23 protein-coding genes and 1 other annotated feature are annotated in these 21,320 nt (G+C 36.5%); of the genes, 20 read left to right on the top strand and 3 right to left on the bottom strand.

Annotation, left to right across the window (positions count from 1 at the left end):
- The first annotated feature begins 43 nt into the window (after positions 1-43).
- The 20 genes from radC (at position 44) to pheA (ending at position 18,715) form a co-directional block, all read left to right on the top strand.
- Positions 44-721, top strand: coding sequence for a DNA repair protein RadC (gene radC, locus LCF45_RS21990; RefSeq protein WP_263894282.1), 678 nt, complete (start codon positions 44-46; stop codon positions 719-721).
- Between the two features lie 158 nt (positions 722-879).
- A complete protein-coding gene (gene mreB / locus LCF45_RS21985) occupies positions 880-1,899 on the top strand; it encodes a cell shape-determining protein MreB (RefSeq protein ID WP_002015369.1) in 1,020 nt (339 codons plus the stop codon).
- A gap of 41 nt (positions 1,900-1,940) precedes the next feature.
- Positions 1,941-2,792, top strand: coding sequence for a rod shape-determining protein MreC (mreC, locus tag LCF45_RS21980; protein WP_002129256.1), 852 nt, complete (start codon positions 1,941-1,943; stop codon positions 2,790-2,792).
- A gap of 14 nt (positions 2,793-2,806) precedes the next feature.
- The gene (mreD, locus tag LCF45_RS21975) at positions 2,807-3,352 is read left to right on the top strand and encodes a rod shape-determining protein MreD (RefSeq protein WP_002015371.1); all 546 of its coding nucleotides are present in this window, start codon (positions 2,807-2,809) and stop codon (positions 3,350-3,352) included.
- A gap of 35 nt (positions 3,353-3,387) precedes the next feature.
- Positions 3,388-4,074, top strand: a complete 687-nt coding sequence (gene minC / locus LCF45_RS21970; protein ID WP_263894281.1) for a septum site-determining protein MinC — start codon at positions 3,388-3,390, stop codon at positions 4,072-4,074.
- Positions 4,075-4,076: 2 nt separating this feature from the next.
- Positions 4,077-4,874: a septum site-determining protein MinD gene (gene minD / locus LCF45_RS21965; protein WP_000503308.1), complete on the top strand. Its 798-nt coding sequence runs from the start codon at positions 4,077-4,079 to the stop codon at positions 4,872-4,874.
- 133 nt (positions 4,875-5,007) lie between these two features.
- A complete protein-coding gene (locus tag LCF45_RS21960) occupies positions 5,008-5,754 on the top strand; it encodes a M23 family metallopeptidase (protein ID WP_002034147.1) in 747 nt (248 codons plus the stop codon).
- Positions 5,747-6,607 (top strand): M50 family metallopeptidase, encoded by an 861-nt coding sequence (locus tag LCF45_RS21955; protein ID WP_002088816.1) that lies wholly within the window; start codon positions 5,747-5,749, stop codon positions 6,605-6,607. Before LCF45_RS21960 ends, LCF45_RS21955 begins: the two co-directional genes overlap by 8 nt.
- Before the next feature lie 42 nt (positions 6,608-6,649).
- Positions 6,650-8,059: an Rne/Rng family ribonuclease gene (locus LCF45_RS21950; RefSeq protein ID WP_002015376.1), complete on the top strand. Its 1,410-nt coding sequence runs from the start codon at positions 6,650-6,652 to the stop codon at positions 8,057-8,059.
- A gap of 77 nt (positions 8,060-8,136) precedes the next feature.
- Positions 8,137-8,215, top strand: a sequence feature (ribosomal protein L21 leader region).
- Between the two features lie 14 nt (positions 8,216-8,229).
- Positions 8,230-8,538, top strand: a complete 309-nt coding sequence (rplU, locus tag LCF45_RS21945) for a 50S ribosomal protein L21 (protein ID WP_000270907.1) — start codon at positions 8,230-8,232, stop codon at positions 8,536-8,538.
- Between the two features lie 11 nt (positions 8,539-8,549).
- Entirely contained in the window at positions 8,550-8,894 is a 345-nt protein-coding gene (locus LCF45_RS21940; RefSeq protein WP_002138477.1) for a ribosomal-processing cysteine protease Prp, read from the top strand.
- A 3-nt stretch (positions 8,895-8,897) separates the two neighbouring features.
- Entirely contained in the window at positions 8,898-9,188 is a 291-nt protein-coding gene (rpmA, locus tag LCF45_RS21935; RefSeq protein WP_000944957.1) for a 50S ribosomal protein L27, read from the top strand.
- Positions 9,189-9,251: 63 nt separating this feature from the next.
- Positions 9,252-9,800, top strand: a complete 549-nt coding sequence (locus LCF45_RS21930; protein ID WP_002015377.1) for a sporulation initiation phosphotransferase B — start codon at positions 9,252-9,254, stop codon at positions 9,798-9,800.
- The gene (gene obgE / locus LCF45_RS21925; protein WP_002015378.1) at positions 9,800-11,083 is read left to right on the top strand and encodes a GTPase ObgE; all 1,284 of its coding nucleotides are present in this window, start codon (positions 9,800-9,802) and stop codon (positions 11,081-11,083) included. Before LCF45_RS21930 ends, obgE begins: the two co-directional genes overlap by 1 nt.
- A 173-nt stretch (positions 11,084-11,256) precedes the next feature.
- Positions 11,257-11,964: a response regulator transcription factor gene (locus tag LCF45_RS21920; RefSeq protein WP_002034150.1), complete on the top strand. Its 708-nt coding sequence runs from the start codon at positions 11,257-11,259 to the stop codon at positions 11,962-11,964.
- Entirely contained in the window at positions 11,954-13,036 is a 1,083-nt protein-coding gene (locus tag LCF45_RS21915; RefSeq protein ID WP_078203631.1) for a HAMP domain-containing histidine kinase, read from the top strand. The genes LCF45_RS21920 and LCF45_RS21915 overlap by 11 nt, the downstream gene beginning before the upstream one ends.
- 93 nt (positions 13,037-13,129) lie before the next feature.
- Entirely contained in the window at positions 13,130-13,906 is a 777-nt protein-coding gene (locus LCF45_RS21910; RefSeq protein WP_002015381.1) for an ABC transporter ATP-binding protein, read from the top strand.
- Positions 13,881-15,803, top strand: coding sequence for an ABC transporter permease (locus LCF45_RS21905; RefSeq protein WP_033734272.1), 1,923 nt, complete (start codon positions 13,881-13,883; stop codon positions 15,801-15,803). The genes LCF45_RS21910 and LCF45_RS21905 overlap by 26 nt, the downstream gene beginning before the upstream one ends.
- Before the next feature lie 49 nt (positions 15,804-15,852).
- On the top strand, positions 15,853-17,766 hold the full coding sequence (locus tag LCF45_RS21900; RefSeq protein ID WP_078203630.1) for an ABC transporter permease: 1,914 nt from the start codon (positions 15,853-15,855) through the stop codon (positions 17,764-17,766).
- Between the two features lie 97 nt (positions 17,767-17,863).
- On the top strand, positions 17,864-18,715 hold the full coding sequence (gene pheA / locus LCF45_RS21895; protein ID WP_002129247.1) for a prephenate dehydratase: 852 nt from the start codon (positions 17,864-17,866) through the stop codon (positions 18,713-18,715).
- 102 nt (positions 18,716-18,817) lie between these two features.
- Here pheA and LCF45_RS21890 read toward each other — a convergent pair whose 3' ends face one another.
- The 3 genes from LCF45_RS21890 to LCF45_RS21880 form a co-directional block, all read right to left on the bottom strand.
- Positions 18,818-19,465, bottom strand: a complete 648-nt coding sequence (locus tag LCF45_RS21890; protein WP_002129246.1) for an MOSC domain-containing protein — start codon at positions 19,463-19,465, stop codon at positions 18,818-18,820.
- A gap of 86 nt (positions 19,466-19,551) precedes the next feature.
- Positions 19,552-20,094: a transcription repressor NadR gene (locus LCF45_RS21885; protein WP_002034157.1), complete on the bottom strand. Its 543-nt coding sequence runs from the start codon at positions 20,092-20,094 to the stop codon at positions 19,552-19,554.
- Positions 20,094-21,236, bottom strand: coding sequence for an IscS subfamily cysteine desulfurase (locus LCF45_RS21880; protein ID WP_002184917.1), 1,143 nt, complete (start codon positions 21,234-21,236; stop codon positions 20,094-20,096). The genes LCF45_RS21885 and LCF45_RS21880 overlap by 1 nt, the downstream gene beginning before the upstream one ends.
- Positions 21,237-21,320 lie beyond the last annotated feature (84 nt).

Below are 21,320 nucleotides of genomic sequence, written 5' to 3'. Positions count from 1 at the left end.
GGGGTTTTCTTTAGGAGAAATCGTAAAAAAAAGGGGTGGAGAGATGAACGGTATTCGTGATGTTGTGAGAGAAGAACAGCCACGGGAGCGTTTATTGTTAGAAGGAGCAGGAAGTTTATCGAATCGAGAACTTCTTGCAGTTTTACTCAGAACGGGTTCTAAAGAAGAAACGGTGTTAACGTTATCAGATAATATTCTCCATCATTTTGACGGCTTACGAATGTTAAAGGATGCAACGTTAGAAGAGATGATGAGCATTCATGGTGTTGGGATTGCAAAGGCGTCGCAGCTTATGGCTGCTTTTGAATTAGGTAGAAGAATGGTACGTTTAGAATATCAAAATAGATATAGTATTCGAAGTCCAGAAGATTGTGCGAGTTATATGATGGAAGAGATGCGTTTTTTGCAACAGGAGCATTTTGTTTGTTTATATTTGAATACGAAAAATCAAGTTATACATAGGCAAACTATTTTTATTGGAAGTTTAAATAAGTCGATTGTGCACCCAAGGGAAGTTTTTAAAGAAGCGTTCCGTCGGGCAGCAGCCTCTATTATATGTCTTCATAACCATCCCTCAGGAGATCCGGCGCCGAGCCGTGAAGATATTGAAGTTACAAAACGATTAGTAGAATGTGGTCGAATTATCGGAATTGAAGTACTTGATCATATCATAATAGGTGACCATAAATTCGTGAGTTTAAAGGAAAAAGGTCATATTTAAGACTATTCTTTTTACTTATTTTGTTTTATAATGTGATTTATGAGTTTTTTGTAGAAAATTATCTACAAAAAGGATGCAGATATAAAAAAACGTACTGTTTTTATAAATATAAAGTAAGAAAAATGAGTCCGTGAAAATAAGAAGGGAAGATAAATGATATGTTTGGATTTGGTGGATTTACTCGCGATCTTGGAATAGACTTAGGAACAGCGAATACGCTTGTATATGTGAAAGGGAAAGGTGTAGTTTTACGTGAACCTTCAGTAGTAGCATTACAAACTGATACGAAACAAATCGTTGCGGTAGGTAGCGATGCAAAACAAATGATTGGTCGTACACCAGGAAACGTAGTGGCACTTCGCCCTATGAAAGATGGTGTAATTGCTGATTACGAAACAACAGCAATAATGATGAAATACTACATTCAACAAGCTCAAAAATCAAATGGATTCTTCTCACGTAAACCATACGTAATGGTATGTGTACCATCTGGTATTACAGCTGTAGAAAGACGTGCAGTAATCGATGCGACTCGTCAAGCTGGTGCTCGTGATGCTTATCCAATCGAAGAGCCATTTGCAGCAGCAATTGGTGCAAACTTACCTGTTTGGGAGCCGACTGGTAGTATGGTTGTTGATATCGGTGGTGGTACAACAGAAGTTGCAATTATTTCTTTAGGTGGTATTGTAACAAGTCAATCAGTTCGTGTTGCTGGTGATGATATGGACGATTCAATCATTCAGTACATTAAGAAAAGCTACAACTTAATGATTGGTGAAAGAACAGCAGAAGCACTAAAATTAGAAATCGGTTCTGCAGGCGAGCCAGAAGGTATTGAGCCTATGGAAATTCGCGGTCGTGATTTAGTAAGTGGTTTACCGAAAACAGTACTAATTCAACCAGAAGAAATTGCAGATGCATTAAAAGATACAGTAGATGCAATTGTAGAATCAGTTAAAAATACGTTAGAAAAAACTCCACCTGAATTAGCAGCGGATATTATGGACCGCGGTATCGTATTAACGGGTGGCGGGGCATTACTACGTAACTTAGATAAAGTTATTAGTGAAGAAACAAATATGCCAGTTCTTGTTGCAGAGGATCCATTAGATTGCGTAGCAATTGGAACGGGTAAAGCATTAGACAATATCGACCTTTTCAAAACTGCTGCTCGATAATATTGCAAAATAAAAATCAATGAAATTAAGAGGGTGTGAACGTGCCACAGTTTTTCTTAAACAAAAGATTAATTGTTTTGTTAGTTAGTATTATTCTTCTCGTGGCATTGATTGGAATCTCATTGAAAGAACGGAACAGTTTATCATGGCCAGAGCAGTTTATAAAAGATACTGTCGGTGTTGTAGAACGTGTATTCCAAAAGCCAGCGAATTATGTTGCCGGATTCTTCGAGAATGTAGAAGATGTAAAGCGCACGTATGAAGAGAATAAAAAGCTGAAAGCAAAATTAGATTCTACCGCAGATTTATCTGCCGTAGTGAAAAATTTAGACGATGAGAATAAAAAACTACGAGAATTAACTGGTAAAGAAAAGTCCCGTGGTGATTATACGGAAGTACAAGCTAGTGTGGTTTCTCGTAATCCCGATAAATGGTACGATTTAGTTGGAATTGATAAAGGAGCACAGCAAGGGATCAAAAAAGATATGGCTGTTGTAACTCCGAAAGGTTTAGTTGGACGCGTAAAAAGTGTATCTCAGTTTACATCGTCAGTAGAGTTGTTAAGTTCGATGAGCCGAACAAACCGTGTTTCTGCTATTGTACAAGGACAAGAAAATATCTTTGGATTAATTGAAGGTTACGATAAAGAAAAACAACTACTTCTTTTCACAAAGATTAGCTCTGATGCAGAGGTACAAAAAGATCAACTAGTTGTAACATCTGGACTTGGTGATATCTTCCCTAAAGGTCTTGCGATTGGGAAAATTGTTGATGTTCAGCCAGATCCATACGGTTTAACAAAAACGGCTTATGTAAAACCATCCGCTGATTTGAATGATGTAGAGCATATTATAGTTGCAAAACGTGATATGCCTACAGCGCCGTTAGAATAGGAGGGAGAGAAGAGATGATGACGATTTTAAAAAGAGCAGCTCTTCCTCTTTTGCTCCTTTTTGTTTTTTTATTTGAAAATATGTTCTCTACTGTTGTTCCAACAGACGTCTTTTGGAAAGGCAGTATAGCAGCACCGCATTTCTTTATAATTGTGTTATGTTTTATTACAGTGTACTATAGTCCGGTTCAAGGGATTTACTACGGACTATTATTTGGTTTCTTATTTGATACCGTATACACGGAACTTGTCGGTATATATATATTTGCTTATCCGATTTTAGCTTATTTAGTTTATAGTGTGATGAAAGTATTACAATTGAATTTATTTATTGTCGCTTCTATCGTACTGGCTGGCATTGCAGCATTAGAGTATTATGTGTATGGGTTTTTAACTTTGTTAGGACGTACTCACATGTCAGCATCTGTCTTTTTCACAGATCGTCTCCTTGCTACTTTATTGCTAAATGGAATTTTCTTATTAATAGTTTGTTTCCCACTGAGACGATATTTAGTGCGTCTTTCAAAAGCGATAGAAGAAAAAGAAAAAAGGATTTTCTAATTTTATGTCGAATTGAATCGGTGGGGTGAACTTTAGTGGAAGAAAAAAAGCAACAAAATGTAACGATAAAAGGGACAAAAGATGGAATAACACTTCATTTAGATGATTGCTGTTCATTCTCTGAGCTACTAAAAGAATTGGATGAAAAGCTTTCTACACATTACTATGAGAGTGACGGACGTTCTTTAATTGAAGTGCGTGTTAAAGTAGGAAATCGCTATTTAACAGAAGTACACCAAGAAGAGATTCGTACGTTAATTCGCAATAAGAAGAACCTTGTTGTAGAATCAATCGAAAGTGATGTTATAACAAAAGCAGAAGCAATAGCTTGGAAAGAAGAAACAGAAATTGTCCCTATTTCCAAAATTGTTCGCTCTGGACAAGTGTTACATGTAAAAGGCAATTTATTATTAATTGGAGATGTTAATCCAGGCGGAACGGTTATCGCTGGGGGGAATATTTTTGTCTTGGGATCATTAAGAGGAATTGCACATGCGGGGTATGATGGAGATTCAGAAGCTGTTATTGCTGCATCTATTATGAACCCTATGCAACTCCGAATTAGTGATGTGACAATGCGGGCTCCGGAAGAGAAAGAAGACGGAGCAGAGGCGGCAGAATGTGCGTACATTAATGAGAATAATCACATTGTTGTCGATCGCCTGCAACTTCTCACTCATCTTAGACCTAATTTAACAAAGTTAGAAAGGGGAATTGTATAGCTGTGGGAGAGGCAATAGTAATTACATCTGGAAAAGGCGGAGTAGGTAAAACTACAACGTCTGCGAACATTGGTACAGCCCTTGCGTTATCTGGAAAAAAAGTGTGTTTAATTGATACAGATATCGGTTTACGCAATTTAGACGTAGTAATGGGGCTAGAAAATCGTATTGTATTTGATCTTGTTGATGTCGTTGAAGGGCGTTGTCGTTTACCTCAGGCTCTTATTAAAGATAAGCGTTTTGATGATCTTTATTTATTACCTGCAGCACAAACGAGCGATAAATCGGCGGTAACACCTGAACAAATGGATGAATTAATACAAGTATTACGTCAAGATTATGATTACATATTAATTGATTGTCCTGCGGGGATTGAGCAGGGGTTTAAAAATGCAGTAGCAGGTGCGGATAAAGCAATCGTTGTAACAACACCAGAAGTATCCTCAATGCGTGATGCGGATCGTATTATCGGGCTTTTAGAGAAAGAGGATATTGAACCACCGAAACTTGTAATTAACCGTGTGCGTAGTCATATGCTTCATGAACAGGATATGTTAGACGTTGATGAAATTGTACGTACACTGTCAATCGAGCTTCTTGGAGTTGTCGAGGATGATGATGAAGTTATTCGTGCTACGAATACAGGTGAACCTGTAGCGCTGCAACCTAGCGGGAAAGCAGCAATAGCTTATCGTAATATTGCAAGACGCTTGTTAGGTGAGAATGTACCATTACAAGCATTTGAACAAGAAAAAGTATCGGTATTTACAAAGATGAAAAATTTCTTTGGAATCCGTTAAAAGCACTTCGCATAAATGCGGAGTGCTTTCTTTTTTCTTCGCATGAATATCTTCCTTCTATAACTCATACATATGTACAAACTGTATATAACTGTTTCTATTTGAATAAGGCTAACGAAAGAAAGGAGACAGTATGAAGAATAGACGTGTGGAAGAAATTAAAAAGCGGATTGCGAAAAGGAAAGCAGAGCAAGAATTGCTAGAAGAAGAGCAGTATTTTGCGGGAGGAGATTTTGATAGCGAAACGGTCTTTATTGAAGAGGGGGAGAAGGAAATTCATCCTCTATTTCGAAAAGAAGTTTTTCTCTTCAAAGTTTTGCTATCAGCAATATTAGTTCTTTCGGTTGCTATTTTATTTAAGAACGCACCTTCTTCTTTTGATGGTACTAGAGCTGTTACAGAAAAAGTTATGCAAGAAGAATTTCAATTTGCTACTATATCGAAATGGTATGAAAATCAGTTTGGAAAACCTCTCGTGTTCTTTTCTCCAAATGAGAAAAAAGAAGAGGCTATTCAGCAAAAGGATTATGCGATTCCTGCCTCTGGAAAGGTGATGCAAGGATTTCAAAAAAACGGCCAGGGTGTATTTGTTCAAACGGCTACAAATGCAACGGTGGAGTCAGTAAATGAAGGTATAGTTGTTTTTGCGGGCAAGAAAGAGGAACTTGGAAATACAGTTCAAATTCAGCACGCTGATGGTACGGAGTCATGGTATGCAAATTTAAATGATATGTCAGTAAAATTATATGATTACGTTTCAAAGAAACAAAAAATTGGAATAGTGAGTAATGATGAAAATAATAAAAATGGCAAATTTTATTTTGCAATAAAAAAGAATGAAAAATTTATTGATCCAATTCAGGTGATTTCATTTGATTAAATATAGGGATGTTTTCACGAAAATTTCTGTGCATCCGTTGTTTTGGGTTATTATTGTCATTGGTATTTTTACAGCACGTTTTAAAGAGTTACTATTACTATTTTGTATCGTTTTAGTTCATGAACTTGGGCATGCTTTTGCCGCAGCGTATTATAATTGGCGTATTAAACAAATTCAGCTTTTGCCGTTTGGTGGCGTAGTTGAGATGGAAGAACATGGGAATAAATCTTTAAAAGAAGAATTAATTGTCGTTATGGCGGGGCCAATTCAGCATATATGGATGATTGCGGTCGCTTACATTTTGTATAAAGCGGGCTGGGTAACTGACGATTTGTACCATTTCTTTGTATGGAATAATGTCATTATTTTAGGGTTTAATTTATTGCCTATTTGGCCACTTGATGGTGGAAAAGTATTATTTAATGTATTATCATATCGTTTTCCCTATTTACAAGCACATGAAAAGATGATGAAATTGTCATGTGTTTTTTTTAGTGTAATATTAGGATGGCAGTTACTTTGGAATAGTAATAACATTATGATGTGGGTATTACTCGTTTTTCTAGCGATTTCTTTATATCAAGAATGGAAACAAAGACGGTACGCATTTATGCGTTTTTTATTAGAGCGTTATTATGGGAATAAAAGAGATATTGAAAAAATAGCACCTATTGAGGTGAAAACGGAAGATCATTTATATACGATTTTCACAAAATTTCGCAGAGGATATAAACACTCTATTATCGTCCATGGAAAATATAAAGAGCATTACACATTGGACGAAAATGAATTGTTGTATGCGTATTTTGCTGAAAAACGAACAACCTCATCTGTTGAAGAATTAATTGGTTAGTGTTGACGACGACACTAACCTTTTATATTGTAAGGAAAAGAAATGAAAAGTGAGGAAAGAATTTTGAAGACGTTATATATTAACTACACTGGTTCGGAAAAGCGTGTTGCGATAGAAGAGAAACAAAAAATTGTAGAGCTTTTATGGAAACGGAATGAAGAGCAGGAGATTGTCGGACATATTTATGTTGGGCGTATCGTAAGAACAATTGCTGGAATGAACGCAGCCTTTGTAAATATCGGATTAGAAAAACATGCATATCTTTCATTTGATGATGTACCATCTTCATATCGCATACATGAAGGACAGGCGATACTTGTACAAGTTGTGAAAGAGGCAATTGATACGAAGGGGCCAAAATTAACGGCGAAGATAGAAGTTACCGGAAAATATGTCGTTTACATGCCCTATGATGACATGCGCGCTGTTTCTCGGAAAATAAAAAATAATAAAAGAAGACAACAGTTACTGGGAATTGAAGTAGAAGGAACAGGTGGATACATTTTCCGTTCTGCTTCTGAAAAAGGAACGATCGATGAAATACAAGCTGAAATGCAAGGGTTGCAGCAGTTATATGAAGAGTTAAAAAGAAAAGAAGATCAAGGGAAGGCGCCCTTACTACTTCATCAACCAGCGACGTTTTTAGATCGTGTATTTCAGGAGAACCCAATTGAAACAATTGAAAAAATAGTTGTAGATACGAGAAGTATAGTAAAAGAATTAGAAGAAAAAGTAGGGAAAGAAAGAGTATCCTTTTATAATGAAAAATCTTCGATGTTTAACCACTTTGGAATAGATCGTGAAATCGAGAAAGCACTTCAAAAAATTGTGTGGCTACCAAATGGTGCCTATCTAATTGTAGAACAAATGGAGACGATGACTGTAATTGATGTGAATACAGGTAAATTTACTGGAAAACAAAATTTACAAGATACCGTATTTCGCACAAATGAAATGGCTGCTGAAGAGATTGCTCGTCAATTAAGACTTCGTGATATTGGCGGGATGATATTAATTGATTTTATTAATATGAAAAGACGGGAAGATAAAGAGAAGGTAAGAGAGCGTTTAATGATAGCTTTACAAGATGATCGCACATATACAAGAGTGCTTGGGTTTACAGAGTTAGGTATTTTAGAGATGACGCGTAAGCGCAAGAAACATTCGTTACGTGACGTATTATTAGAAGAGTGTGCGCCTTGTAAAGCGACAGGTTACGTTATATCTAATGAAACAATTGCGTATGAGCTAGAGAGAGAGCTTATTACTTATGGTAATATAGAGGATGAAGCTGTATTGATTGGTGCTTCAAAAAAAGTACAAAAACATTTTTCACAAAAAGAATTACAAAAAAATATTCCATTTGAAATTTATTTCAAAGATGATATTATCGAAAAGTACGCTATTATCCGTTTTGGAAGTAAGAAAGAAATTGTAGAACGGAAAAAATAGTTAGCAGAACATTCATTGACAATAGTCAATGAGTCATGGTAATATTTTTATGTTATAGTTTATAGCACCTAAACTGCTATATGCTACAACCGCACAAGACAGGTTCCCTAAAGACATTTTATGTCTACCTCGTTTTTGGCGAGTCTTAGTAATTAAGAGGAGGTGCAAGTATGTACGCAATTATCGAAACAGGTGGAAAACAAATTAAAGTTGAAGCTGGTCAAGCAATCTACATTGAAAAATTAGATGTTGAAGCTGGTGAAACTGTTACTTTTGACAAAGTTCTTTTCGTTGGTGGCGAAAACGTGAAAGTTGGTAGCCCAGTTGTAGAGGGTGCAACAGTTACTGCGAAAGTTGAAAAACAAGGTCGCGCTAAGAAAATCATCGTTTTCAAATACAAAGCGAAAAAGAACAATCGTAAGAAACAAGGTCATCGTCAACCTTACACTAAGCTAGTAGTTGAAGCTATCAACGCTTAATTCTGGTTAAGATGATTAAGATTACGATAAGTCGCACGAAACTAGGAAGTATCCGATCATTTAAAATGACTGGACATGCCAATTATGCGCCACATGGACAAGATCTTGTCTGTGCTGGAACTACAGCGGTTGTGTTTGGTTCTATAAATGCAGTGGAAGAACTTTGTAATGTGCAGGCAACTATTGAACTCGGAAGTGATGGCGGATTCTTGACGTATGAATTGCCTAATGATTTAGACGTTCATACAGCAGAAAAAGCACAAATACTTTTAGAAGGATTGGTTGTTTCACTTAAGACGATTGAACTTGATTACGGAAAGTATATCCGTTTAATAGAAAAAGTGCAGGAGGTGTAACGTATGTTAAGATTAGATCTTCAGTTTTTCGCATCTAAGAAAGGTGTAGGTAGTACAAAGAACGGTCGTGACTCTCAGTCAAAACGTCTTGGTGCTAAACGCGCAGATGGTCAAACGGTTTCAGGTGGTTCAATTCTTTACCGTCAACGCGGTACAAAAATTTATCCAGGTGTTAACGTTGGTCGTGGTGGCGATGACACTTTATACGCGAAAGTTGACGGCGTAGTACGCTTTGAGCGTCTTGGTCGTGACCGCAAACAAGTGAGCGTATATCCTGTTGCTCAAGAAGCATAAGAACTCACGGAAAACTCTAACCTGAGTGCAGGTTAGAGTTTTTCTATATTAAGGGGTATCTAAATGAATGAAAAATGGACAATTATAGATGCGTTGAGCCACTCGAGACATGATTGGCTCAATCGTTTGCAGATGGTTAAAGGAAATCTTTCCCTTGGAAAAGTGGAAGAGATTCATAGGCTCATCGATCGTTTTGTCCAAGAAGCGAGACAAGAATCCAATCTGATGGGGCTATCAATGCCTTTATTTTCAGAGTGGATTTTAACATATAATTGGAAACAGCAACCGTGCTTATTGGAGTACGAAGTATTAGGGAAATTACATAACTTATCTCATCTAGATGAGACTGTATGTACATGGACGAATCAGTTTTTCTTAATGCTTCAGCATAGTTTAGACGTATATGTTGAAAATTATGTTTGTATCACAATTGAAAGTGACGCGGAGAATGCTCGTTTCTTTTTTGATTTTCGTGGAAAGCTAACGAATGTAGAAGAACTACAAACGTGGCTTGCGAACGAAAACAATAAATGGTATTCCATTTCTTATACAGTACGAGACGAAGAAGTCTCAGTTATATTACAACTAATCGAAAAAAGTGTGGTGAAATAATGTTTGTAGATCAGGTCAAGATATATGTAAAAGGCGGCGACGGTGGTAACGGAATGGTTGCGTATCGTCGTGAGAAGTATGTACCTAAAGGTGGCCCAGCAGGTGGCGACGGTGGTAAAGGTGCAGATGTTGTTTTTGTTGTTGAGGAAGGCTTACGTACATTAATGGACTTCCGCTACCAACGTCATTTCAAAGCTGATCGCGGTCAGCACGGAATGAGTAAAGGTCAGCACGGTCGTAAATCTGAAGATTTAATCGTAAAGGTTCCACCAGGAACAATAGTGAAAGATGAAAAAACAGGTGAAATTCTTGCCGATTTAGTAACGCATGAACAAACAGCTGTAATCGCAAGAGGTGGCCGTGGTGGCCGTGGTAATTCACGTTTCGCAACAGCGACGAACCCAGCGCCAGAAATCGCTGAGAACGGGGAACCAGGTCAAGAACGTGATGTCACGTTAGAACTTAAAGTGCTAGCAGATGTTGGACTTGTTGGATTCCCAAGTGTAGGTAAATCTACATTATTATCTGTTGTATCATCAGCACGTCCGAAAATTGCAGAATATCACTTTACAACAATCGTTCCGAATCTTGGTGTTGTTGAAACTGGTGATAACCGCAGCTTCGTTATGGCTGACCTTCCTGGACTAATTGAAGGCGCACACTCCGGCGTTGGACTTGGACACCAATTCTTACGTCATATCGAACGTACACGTGTAATTGTACACGTTATCGATATGTCTGGTTTAGAAGGACGTGAGCCATATGAAGATTATGTCACAATCAATAATGAACTAAAAGAATACAATATGCGTTTAACTGAGCGTCCACAAGTTGTTGTTGCAAACAAAATGGATATGCCAGATGCAGAAGAAAACTTACAAGCATTTAAAGAGAAATTGGGAGACGAAGTGAAAATTTTCCCAATCTCAGCTGTAACGAAACAAGGTGTTCGTGACTTACTATTTGAAGTAGCGAACTTATTAGAAACAACACCAGAATTCCCAATGTACGATGATGTAGAAGAATCTGAAGCAAGTGTAATGTACAAATTTGAATCTGAATCTAATTTTGAAATTACACGCGAAAGTGATGGCACATTTGTTATTTCTGGTTATGACATTGAGAAAACATTCAAGATGACAGACTTCTCACGTGATGAATCTGTACGCCGATTTGCTCGTCAAATGCGTGGAATGGGTATTGATGAAGCCCTTCGTGCACGTGGTGCAACAGACGGAGATATTGTGAAAATTCTTGAATATCAATTTGAATTTATCGATTAAGACTGCCGAAATATGGCGGTCTTTTTTTTTTCGTTATTTGAGTCCAGTAAAAACCCAATTCATATAGGTGAACCATAAGTCGATATAGGAAAAAATCCCCATTGATTAAAGTTTCAATTTATAATAGAAAAAGGAGTGATTTTAGAAGAATATTTTATGGGGAGAAAAGGAATATGTATAAAATATTAATTGTAGAAGATGATGAAAAAATTGCAGAGATATTAGAGGAGCATTTAGAAAGGTATGGATATCAATCTTTCAGAGTGAGCGATTTACGGCATATAAAAGATGAGTTTGTAAAAGTAAGTCCTCATCTTGTGTTACTTGATATTAATTTACCATACTTTGATGGCTTCTACTGGTGCCGCCAAATCCGCACTGTATCGAATGCGCCGATTATTTTTGTTTCTGCAAGAACAGGGGAAATGGATCAAGTAATGGCGATTGAAAATGGCGGAGATGATTACATTACAAAGCCATTCCATTTAGATATCGTAATGGCAAAGGTGAAAAGTGCACTCCGCCGCGGGTATGGTGAGTATGCTTTGGCCGCGGAAAGTGACTGCTTAGGTGTTAATGGATTGTTATTATTCCCATCACAGCACACAGTAGAGTGGAAAGGTCAACAAACGGAACTTACAAAAAATGAGTTTTATTTATTAGAATGTTTAATGAAACAAGCAAATCAATACGTGACACGTGAAGAGCTGTTAGAGGCTTTATGGGATGAAGTAGCTTTTGTTGATGATAATACATTAACCGTGAATGTAAAGCGTGTAAGGAAGAAACTTGAGGAGTTAGGCATTAAAAATGCAATTGTCACAAAGCGTGGGTACGGTTATGCTCTTCTTACTGAGTGGGGCGAAGGGCATGAAGGTTAAAAATTACCTCATAGAACGTTGTTCCTTAATCCTTTCTTACATTATAAGCCTTTGTTTATTTGGACTCGTATTGCAGTTGCAAAGCCTTTTAGAAAAGCGTGCGCTGGACTGGAGTACATGGTTATACGGACTTTTATTAGGGACAGTTGTGTTTAGTGTATACCTTATTTACGATTACCGAAAACGAAGTGTGTTTTTAAAGAGGATAGAACAGTATATTGCCGGTGGACATACATTACATGACTCTTTACTTATCGATACTTCTTATACGTCAGAGCAAGAAATGGTTGTTGAAGCGTTTACGCTATTAAGGCAGCAATATATGAATGAAGTTCATAAGCAGCATGCAAAAGAGCAACAGCAAATGATTTTTATGAACCAGTGGATCCATCAAATGAAAACACCAGTATCCGTTATTGAATTATTGTTACAGAAATATGGTAAGGAGCACCGTGAAGCAAGGGGAACGATTGAAAGTATTCGTGAAGAAAATAACCGTATTTTAAATGGGTTAGATTTAGCGTTACATATGGCAAGGTTAGATCAATTTTCGAAAGACTATAAAGTAGAAGTAGTAAATGTTATAGAGGTCATTCGAGATATTATTAATGAAAATCGGAAGTCGTTCATTCAATCTTCTGTATTTCCGAAAATGATGTTTGAAGAAGAGACTTGTATGATTGCGTCTGATAGAAAGTGGCTTAGTATCGCGATGAGCCAAATTGTTGTGAATGCAATTAAGTATACAAAAATTTCAGAAGCAGAGAAAAAAGAAATTCAATTTCAAATTGAAGAGAAAGATCAAAAGGTGTTATTACATATTAAGGACAATGGAATTGGTATTCCTGAGCAAGATGTAAAGCGTATATTTGATCCGTTCTTTACGGGAATAAACGGCCGTAAAACAAGGGAAGCGACAGGTATGGGTTTATATATTACGAAGGAAATCTGCGGTAATTTACATCATGGAGTGTATGTACAATCAACTGAAGGGGAAGGAACAACAGTTACGTTCCAATTTGCAAAAGATGAAGAATATCATACATTAATGAGAAAAATGACAAAACTGTAAGATAACAAAACGTTTTGTAAGGGAAATCACTCGTTTCTTTTTCTTATTTTTCTTATAGTAAATGTAAGAAGAAAACACGTAGGGGGATTAGAAATGAGTGTTCTTGAAGTAAAAGGATTAACAAAGGTGTACCAATCAAAAGGTTCAGTAGCGACGACTGCTTTAAATGATATAAATTTTAAAATTGAAGAAGGCGAGTTTGTAGGGATTATGGGGCCTTCAGGAAGCGGAAAAACAACGCTTTTAAATTTATTAGCAACAATTGATAAGCAAACTTCAGGTCATGTGCTTGTAAATGGTGAAGAAATTAATCAAATGCGTGCTGCAAAATTGGCGGAATTTCGCCGTACACATCTAGGATTCATTTTCCAAGATTTCAACTTACTTGATACATTATCGATTAAAGAAAATATTATTTTGCCGCTTGTAATGGCGAAGAAATCTGTAAAAGAAATTGATGCGAAAGTACTTGAAATTGCGAGGTTTTTAAACATTGAAGAAATTTTAAATAAAAAAGTATACGAAGTATCAGGTGGACAACAACAACGTGCAGCAGCTGCAAGGGCGATTATTCATGAACCAACATTAATTTTAGCGGATGAGCCAACAGGAAACCTAGATTCTAAGTCAGCGAAATCATTAATGGGAGCACTTCAAGATTTGCATGAGCAAAAGAAAGTAACGATTGCAATGGTAACACATGATCCAGTAGCCGCTAGTTATTGCGAACGTATCCTTTTCATACGTGATGGAGAGATTTTTTCAGAAATACATAAAGGAAGAACGAAGCAAGCCTTTTTCCAAGAAATTTTAGACGTACTTGCGATGCTAGGAGGAGAATATCATGAACTTTCGCCAGCTCGCGCTTAATAACGTAAAAGGAAATTGGCGTAATTATAAAGCGTTTCTTATTAGTAGTTGTTTATCGATTGTCGTATTTTTCATGTATGCTTCCTTCATTTATCATCCAGATGTCGTAAGCGGTAATATTAGTATGAAGACGATGATTACAAAAGGGTTAGAATCGATGAATTATATTGTAGTCATCTTCTCAGCACTCTTTATTTTATATGCGAATTCAACGTTTTTACGAGCAAGAAAAAAAGAATTTGGCTTATTAACGTTAATAGGTGGAACAAAGTCTCAGCTCGGCCGAATGATTATATTAGAGCAACTGATGTTAGGGAGTATTGCCATTGTAGTAGGTATTGGGATTGGAATGCTTTGTTCAAAACTTTTCTTCCAAGCACTCAGTGTCTTACTAAAAATTGATAAAACACTGCCGCTTGTGTGGAATGGAAAAGCAGTTCTTATTACAGTTGGCATATACTTTGTCCTCTTTTTAATACTATCATTGTTTAGTGTTTGGACAGTAGGCCGCTTGCAAATTATTGATTTATTAAGAGAGGCAAGAAAACAAAAAGTAGAACCTTTTGCATTTACATGGTTAGGGGTAGTTGGTATAGGCTGTATTATTGCTGCGTATATACTTTGTTTCCAAGTAACAATTATGAATTTCATTATGTATTTCTTACCAATTGTCGGACTGACGATTGGCGGAACGTATTTACTATTTACGCAAGGAAGTACAGTCGTATTAAAGGCATTGCAAAAACGAAAACAATCTTTTTATACGTATCCCAATATGTTTGTACTTAGCAATCTTATTTATAAAATGAAAGATAATGCTCGTTTTCTATTTGTTATTTCTATTATTACGGCGGTTGTTTCTTCAGCGGTTGGTACGCTTTATGTATATTTTGAAAATATGAGTGCAAAAACGATAGAGCTTACACCGCATGCTATTTCATATGAGGAAAAGGGACTAAATACGCATAGCCTGATTAATGAAGAAAAAGAACAAGAGATTGTAAAAAAACATGGGTTTGAAGATGCACGAAAAGTAATTTACGTAAAACTACCTGCAACACAGAAAATAATGTTGTTTAACAGTGAACGTGAAGTACCAATGACGATTATTTCAGAAAAAGAATATAACGCGGAAGTACGTGAACAAAAGAAAGAGCAAATTACAGAGGTTCATAATGCACCAGGTAGTGCGACGATGGTTATGGTTGATGCAGCAAATGAACTTATGAAGATAGATCGTACGAAACCGTATGAATTTACAATCAACGGACAAAAGCAGTCTGCTCAATTAAATGAGCCAACGTCATATTCTGTTTTTAATGATAGCGAATATCTCATTGTGAATGATCAAGATTTTGAGAAATACGAAAAGCTCGTACCAGATGAAGAAAAGACGAAATATTATGGTTATTATATTGAAGACTGGAAAAGTACGGAAGACCTTGTGCTAGATTTGAAAAAGGAAATTGCACCAGAAAAGCAAGGGGAATTGAGAAACGCAGTGTTCGCTTATAAAGATATAAGAGAAGGTGGAGCAATTACAATGTTCATCGGCTTCTTCGTAGCAGTACTGTTCTTCTTCTTTGCTTGTAGCATGACATACTTTAAATGGTTTAATGATAAAGAACAAGATCGTATTCAATTTAAGTCATTAAAAAGAATTGGTATGACAGATAAAGAAATTCGTAAAATTGCAATTCGTCAGATGGGTGTTATCTTCTTTATCCCAATTTTAATCGGTACAATTCATAGTGGATTTGCTCTTCATACGTTAGGAAAAATGCTTTATATTGATTTGTGGAAATCAGGTGCGATAGTAATTGGAGCATATATTTTAGCTTCTACAATTTACTTTATGATTGCGCAAAGAGGATATTTAAAACACGTAAAAAGCTAGGGGAACCTCTAGCTTTTTACGTGTGTAGTAAGTTACAGGAGGACGATAGATGAACATTCGGCAACTAGCGCTGCAAAATATAAAGGGAAATTGGCGTAATTATAAAGTGTTTTTCTTAAGTAGTTGTTTTGCCATATTAGCTTCTTATGCATACATGTCTGTCATTGTACATCCGTATATGCAAGAGACGATGTGGTATCAAAATGTACGCTGGGGGCTTATCATATGTAACGTTATAATTATTTCTTTTTTCGTCATATTTATTTTGTATTCTACTTCTATTTTCATAGAAGCACGTAAGAAAGAATTAGGGTTATATATGTTAATGGGAGCAACGAAATCTAACGTAATAGGAGTGATTATGACCGAGCAAATATTGATCGGAATTTTCGCTAATATTTTCGGTATTGGGCTTGGCATGATTTCTTTAAAACTCTTTTTTATGGTATTTAGTATGTTACTTCATCTTCCGAAAGAACTCCCTGTCATATTTGACATGAGAGCGATTGGTGTAACGTTTGTTACATATATGCTTGTCTTTGTTCTGTTATCTTTTATAAGTGCTTTACGTATATGGAATATAAAAATCATACGGTTATTAAAAGAATTTCGAACAGATAAACGAGAGAGGAAAACATCAAAGTGGCTTTGTTTATTCGGTTTTGCTTGTTTAGGGACGGGATATGCGTTAGCGCTACAAGTGACGATGACAACGATAGCATTATACTTTTTTCCGGTTGTTATACTCATTTCTTTTGGGACGTATTTTTCATTTACACATGGCGCTACACAAATATTAGAAGTGATAAAAAGAAATAAAAGGATTATGTATACATATCCGTATTTATTTATAGTGAATCAATTGTCACATCGAATGAAGGAAAATAGTCGCTTTTTCTTTCTGTTGTCTATGGCAACAACGTTTGTCGTTACGGCGACAGGTACGGTGTTCTTATATTTTTCTAGCATGCAAGATATGTGGCGTGGCGGAGGAGTACACTCATTTTCATATATAGAAAAAGGTACTTCTGCTCATGAAGTTTTCGAGAAAGACAAGGTTGAAAACTTATTACATCAATATGGATATGATGATTTTCAATATATGAGTTTTGTTGGAGTGTATGCATCTTTTCAGTCCAATAAGGGAGAAACAGAGGTAGCGCCGCTTATAAAGGAAAGTGAATACAATCAAGAGGCGAGAAAACAAAAACAGAAAACGTATCATCCTAAAAAAGGAACAGTTACACTTGTTTATTATAATAAACGCAATCATCCGAATGTATATAATCAAAAAGAGATTCAATTACAAGTAATAAATCAAACATATCAATTTGCATTTAACGGTCAGAAAGAAGGGGTACAATTTAACTATCACCCTTCGCACATTAATGGTCTGTTTTTCGTCATGAATGATGAAGATTTTGAGATTATATCAAATACAATTACGGATTCTGAAAAAATGATATATAGAGGTTACACATTACCAAATATCGAAAATACGAAAGATTTGAATGCAGATTTACGGAAACATATGAAACAAGATAATAATGATGCATTTCGAAGTAATATGGAGTTATATGTGAATATGAAAGAGTTCGGTAATATTACTCTATTTGTAGGCTCATTCATTAGTATATTATTCTTCCTTACTTCATGCAGTATCGTATATTTTAAATGGTTTCATAATATTGCATCGGATCGTAAACAGTATGGTGCACTCTCTAAACTTGGGATGACAAAGGAAGAGGTGTGGAAGATTTCTCGTTGGCAATTATGTATGCTATTTTTTGCGCCTATTATAGTAGGGAGTATGCATAGTGCAGTTGCGTTATATACGTTTCATAATACGATCTTTATGGACGGTTCATTAAGAAAAGTAGGCTTGTTTATTTTATTTTACATTGCTGCATGCATTATGTATTTCTTCTTCGCTCAAAGAGAATATAGGAAACATTTAGACTAGCGAATGCTAGTCTTTTTTAAATATTCAAAATTTACATAGAAGAATATTTAAAATTGTGGTATAACAGTAAGAAAACGAAAAAGAGAGGGAAAAGACGATGATTCGAGTAGGATATTTAGGACCAGAGGCAACATTTACAAATATGGCGGTGAGTCGTTTTTTTCCGGAAGCAGAGCATGTACCGTATCGAACGATTCCAGATTGTATTGATGCAGCTGCAAATGAAAATGTAGATTATGCGGTCGTACCGTTAGAGAACGCCATAGAAGGTTCAGTTAATATAACGGTTGATTATCTCGTACATGAGCAGCCACTTTCCATTGTAGGAGAAATTACAGTGCCAATTCAGCAACATTTACTCGTACACCCGCAGTACGAAGGAGTGTGGAAAGAAGTATACGCTGTACATTCTCATCCGCATGCCATTGCACAGTGCCATAAATTTTTAAATGAGGAATTAAAAGGGGTAACCGTTCGCGATATGACATCAACAAGCGCTGCTGCACAATATGTGAAAGAACATCCTGAAAAAAAAATTGCAGCTATTGCAAATGAAGCAGCGGCAGAAAAATACGGATTAACAATTGTAAGGCGTGATATTCATACGCATAAAAACAATCATACACGTTTCCTTGTTCTCCATAAGAAAAAGAAAGCAGTACTCCCAAATAACGGAGAAAACCGAGGAGAGAAAACGACGCTTATGATAACGTTACCTGCTGATTACGCAGGGGCACTATATCAAGTGTTATCAGCTTTCGCATGGAGAAAATTAAACTTATCCAAAATTGAATCGCGCCCGATGAAAACAGGCCTTGGAAATTACTTTTTCTTAATCGACGTCGACAAAGCATACGATGATGTATTATTGCCAGGCGTAACAATGGAACTTGAAGCACTCGGGTTTTCTGTTACTGTGCTGGGGAGTTATTCTTCTTATTGGTTGTAAGGGGAGTGTTTGTCGTATTTTGTAGTTAAGTCGATATAATTTCGGTCGCTAGTATACCGTATGATAGATAAATAGAGTCCCACCTATAAAAGGTGGGATTTATTATTTTAACTTCGAAAGACGATCCTCTAACTGACCACGCCAAATCTCGGCTAGTTCTTGTACAGCAAGAACCTTCTCAATGCCATCTTTATCTTTCCTATTATGAAAATAAATTTCGTTAGAGAACAAAACAGATACATTGTTTGATGGACGCTCTAGTAATGTAATTTTAGAATCTTTACGCACAGTACCTTCTTGAAGAACGCGGCATAAGTAGCCAGTATATCCAGTTGCTACAATGCGTGGTAAAATGCCAGGAATACCGACACGTTTTGAAATTGTGCTACAAGGTACGCGAGCTTGTGTTACTTGAATGATTGCTTCGCCTAGTTGATATGTATCTCCGATGCAAACATCACGCTCTAACATATTTGTTACGGTAATGTTTTCGCCAAATGTGGAAGCTGGAAGTGTAGTTTGAAATTCCTCTTCCCATAGTGCGTAATGCTCGTGTGGGTACACACAAACTGCGCGATCAGGTCCCCCGTGGTGTTTTAAATCCGCTACATCATCACCACGGAATCCGTCTTTTGAGAGGAAGGCCTCTTCTGTAGGATCTTTACATATACCTGTTATCATTTCTTTATCTTCGCCATATTTCATTTGTTTCGGTTTACCGGTGCTAAAGTGAACGAGTTCAATTCCCATATTTGACCTCCTTTACAATTGATTACAATATTATATCATTTACAAAATAAAAGCACAGAGAATGATAAAAAACTCTGTGCTTTACATTAATAAACGAGAAATCCAGCGCGGTCTAGTGCCTCACAGGCAGCATCTAATTTCTCTTTAGAATCTGCTTCGATTGTATGTAAGTGAATACCATCTGTCAGTTGCGAAAGATAGGAAGCGTTTGTGTTTTCGATTTTTTGTAAATATTGCTCTACATCGAAGCGATTACTTACCATAATCGATGCTGTTAAGTCGCCGTATACAGGATGCTCAACTTTTACGTCTTTAATTGTAACGCCGTGGTCAACTAACATAGTAAGTTCTTGACGTACTTCTGCCGGTTTATGTTGGCATACGATTACGCGTTCAAAAGCTTGTTGTCTTGTTTGTGGCTTTAAATATAAATACCCTTGTGCAGTCGCAATAATTGGTTCATTTCGTGCTTTTAGTAAGGAAATGTCTTGAACGATAACTTGCCTACTTACGTTTGTCTTTTTAGATAGTTCATTCCCTGATAACGGTTCATTTGCAGCAAGAAGCCACTCAAGGATGAGTTGTCGTCTTTCTTCGCCTAAAATCTTTTTTTGATCATTTTGTTTCATTATGATTTAACACCTCTATAAAATTGATTTCCAATTGTGTGTAGTGCATGAATAGTTGTATCAATTTGTTCTTTCGTTGTGTGATGTCCGAAAGAAAAGCGGACATATTGTTTTGCCTCTTCATACGTTTTTCCAATTGCAAGCATTGTTTTTGAAGGGTCTTGTTTACCTACTTGGCAAGCACTTCCAGTTGAAATGGCTATACCATGACGGTTACATTCTAACATTGTATACTGACCTTCTATTCCTTTTATTGTAACCCCAATAATATGTGGTAAACAAGAAGTAGAATGTCCTTTCACTTCAATTTCTAGAGGAAGTGTTTGTAATTGCTCTAAAAAATAAAATCGTAATTGTTTAAAACGAAAGCTCTCTTCCTTTTGATTCTTTAATATATGCTCTGCGGCTGTTAAAAAAGCAGCGATTCCAGGAACGTTCACTGTACCAGGGCGAAAGCCTTTTTCATGAGAAGTTCCCGGAAATACTTGTTCCCAGCGAACTTGCGGATTTATATAGCAAGCTCCAACTCCTTTTGGTCCGTATATTTTATGGGCTGAAACAGAAAGACTATCAATCTCCATCGCTTTAACGTCTATTGGAAGTTTACCAAACGTTTGAACACAATCCGAATGAAATAAAACATTATATTTTTTTAAAAGTGCTCCGATCTCTGCAATGTTTTGAACGGTCCCGATTTCAGAGTTTCCGTGCTGTATACTTGCTAGAGCAGTATCTTCTGTAATAGCTGCTTCTAAATCTACTAAATGAATTATCCCACTTTTATCAACAGGAATCTCAGTAATAGTATAACCTTGCGATTGTAAGGATTGAAAATAACTTCGAATCGATGCGTGTTCCATAGGTGTCGTAATAATGTGCTTTCCATTTCTAGCATTTAGAAGGGATTGAATCGCAAGGTAGTTAGATTCTGAACCGCCGCTTGTAAAGAATACACCTTGTTCCTTACCCCCAATCATTTCTGCAAATGTTTCTCTACAAACTTGTAATAAAGATGATGCACTTCCGCCGATATCGTGTAAACTTTGTTCATTTCCGAAATATGTTTTTGCCGCTGCTATATATGTTTCTAAAGCTTCTTCGCTCATAGGTGTTGTCGCTGCATAATCTAGATATATCATCATGTAATTTCCTCTCTTCAGTAAGAGTGACATTTGTTTTCGTTTTTAGAATGGTAGTGAAAATAAGAATTGTAAAAAAACTCTTGT

It is taken from the genome of Bacillus sp. 41-22 (assembly GCF_025809295.1).
In the GTDB taxonomy this organism is placed as follows: Bacteria; Bacillota; Bacilli; order Bacillales; family Bacillaceae_G; genus Bacillus_A; species Bacillus_A mycoides.
Note: the sequence above shows the minus strand (reverse complement) of the source record. Positions and strands in the feature narration are given on the sequence as shown.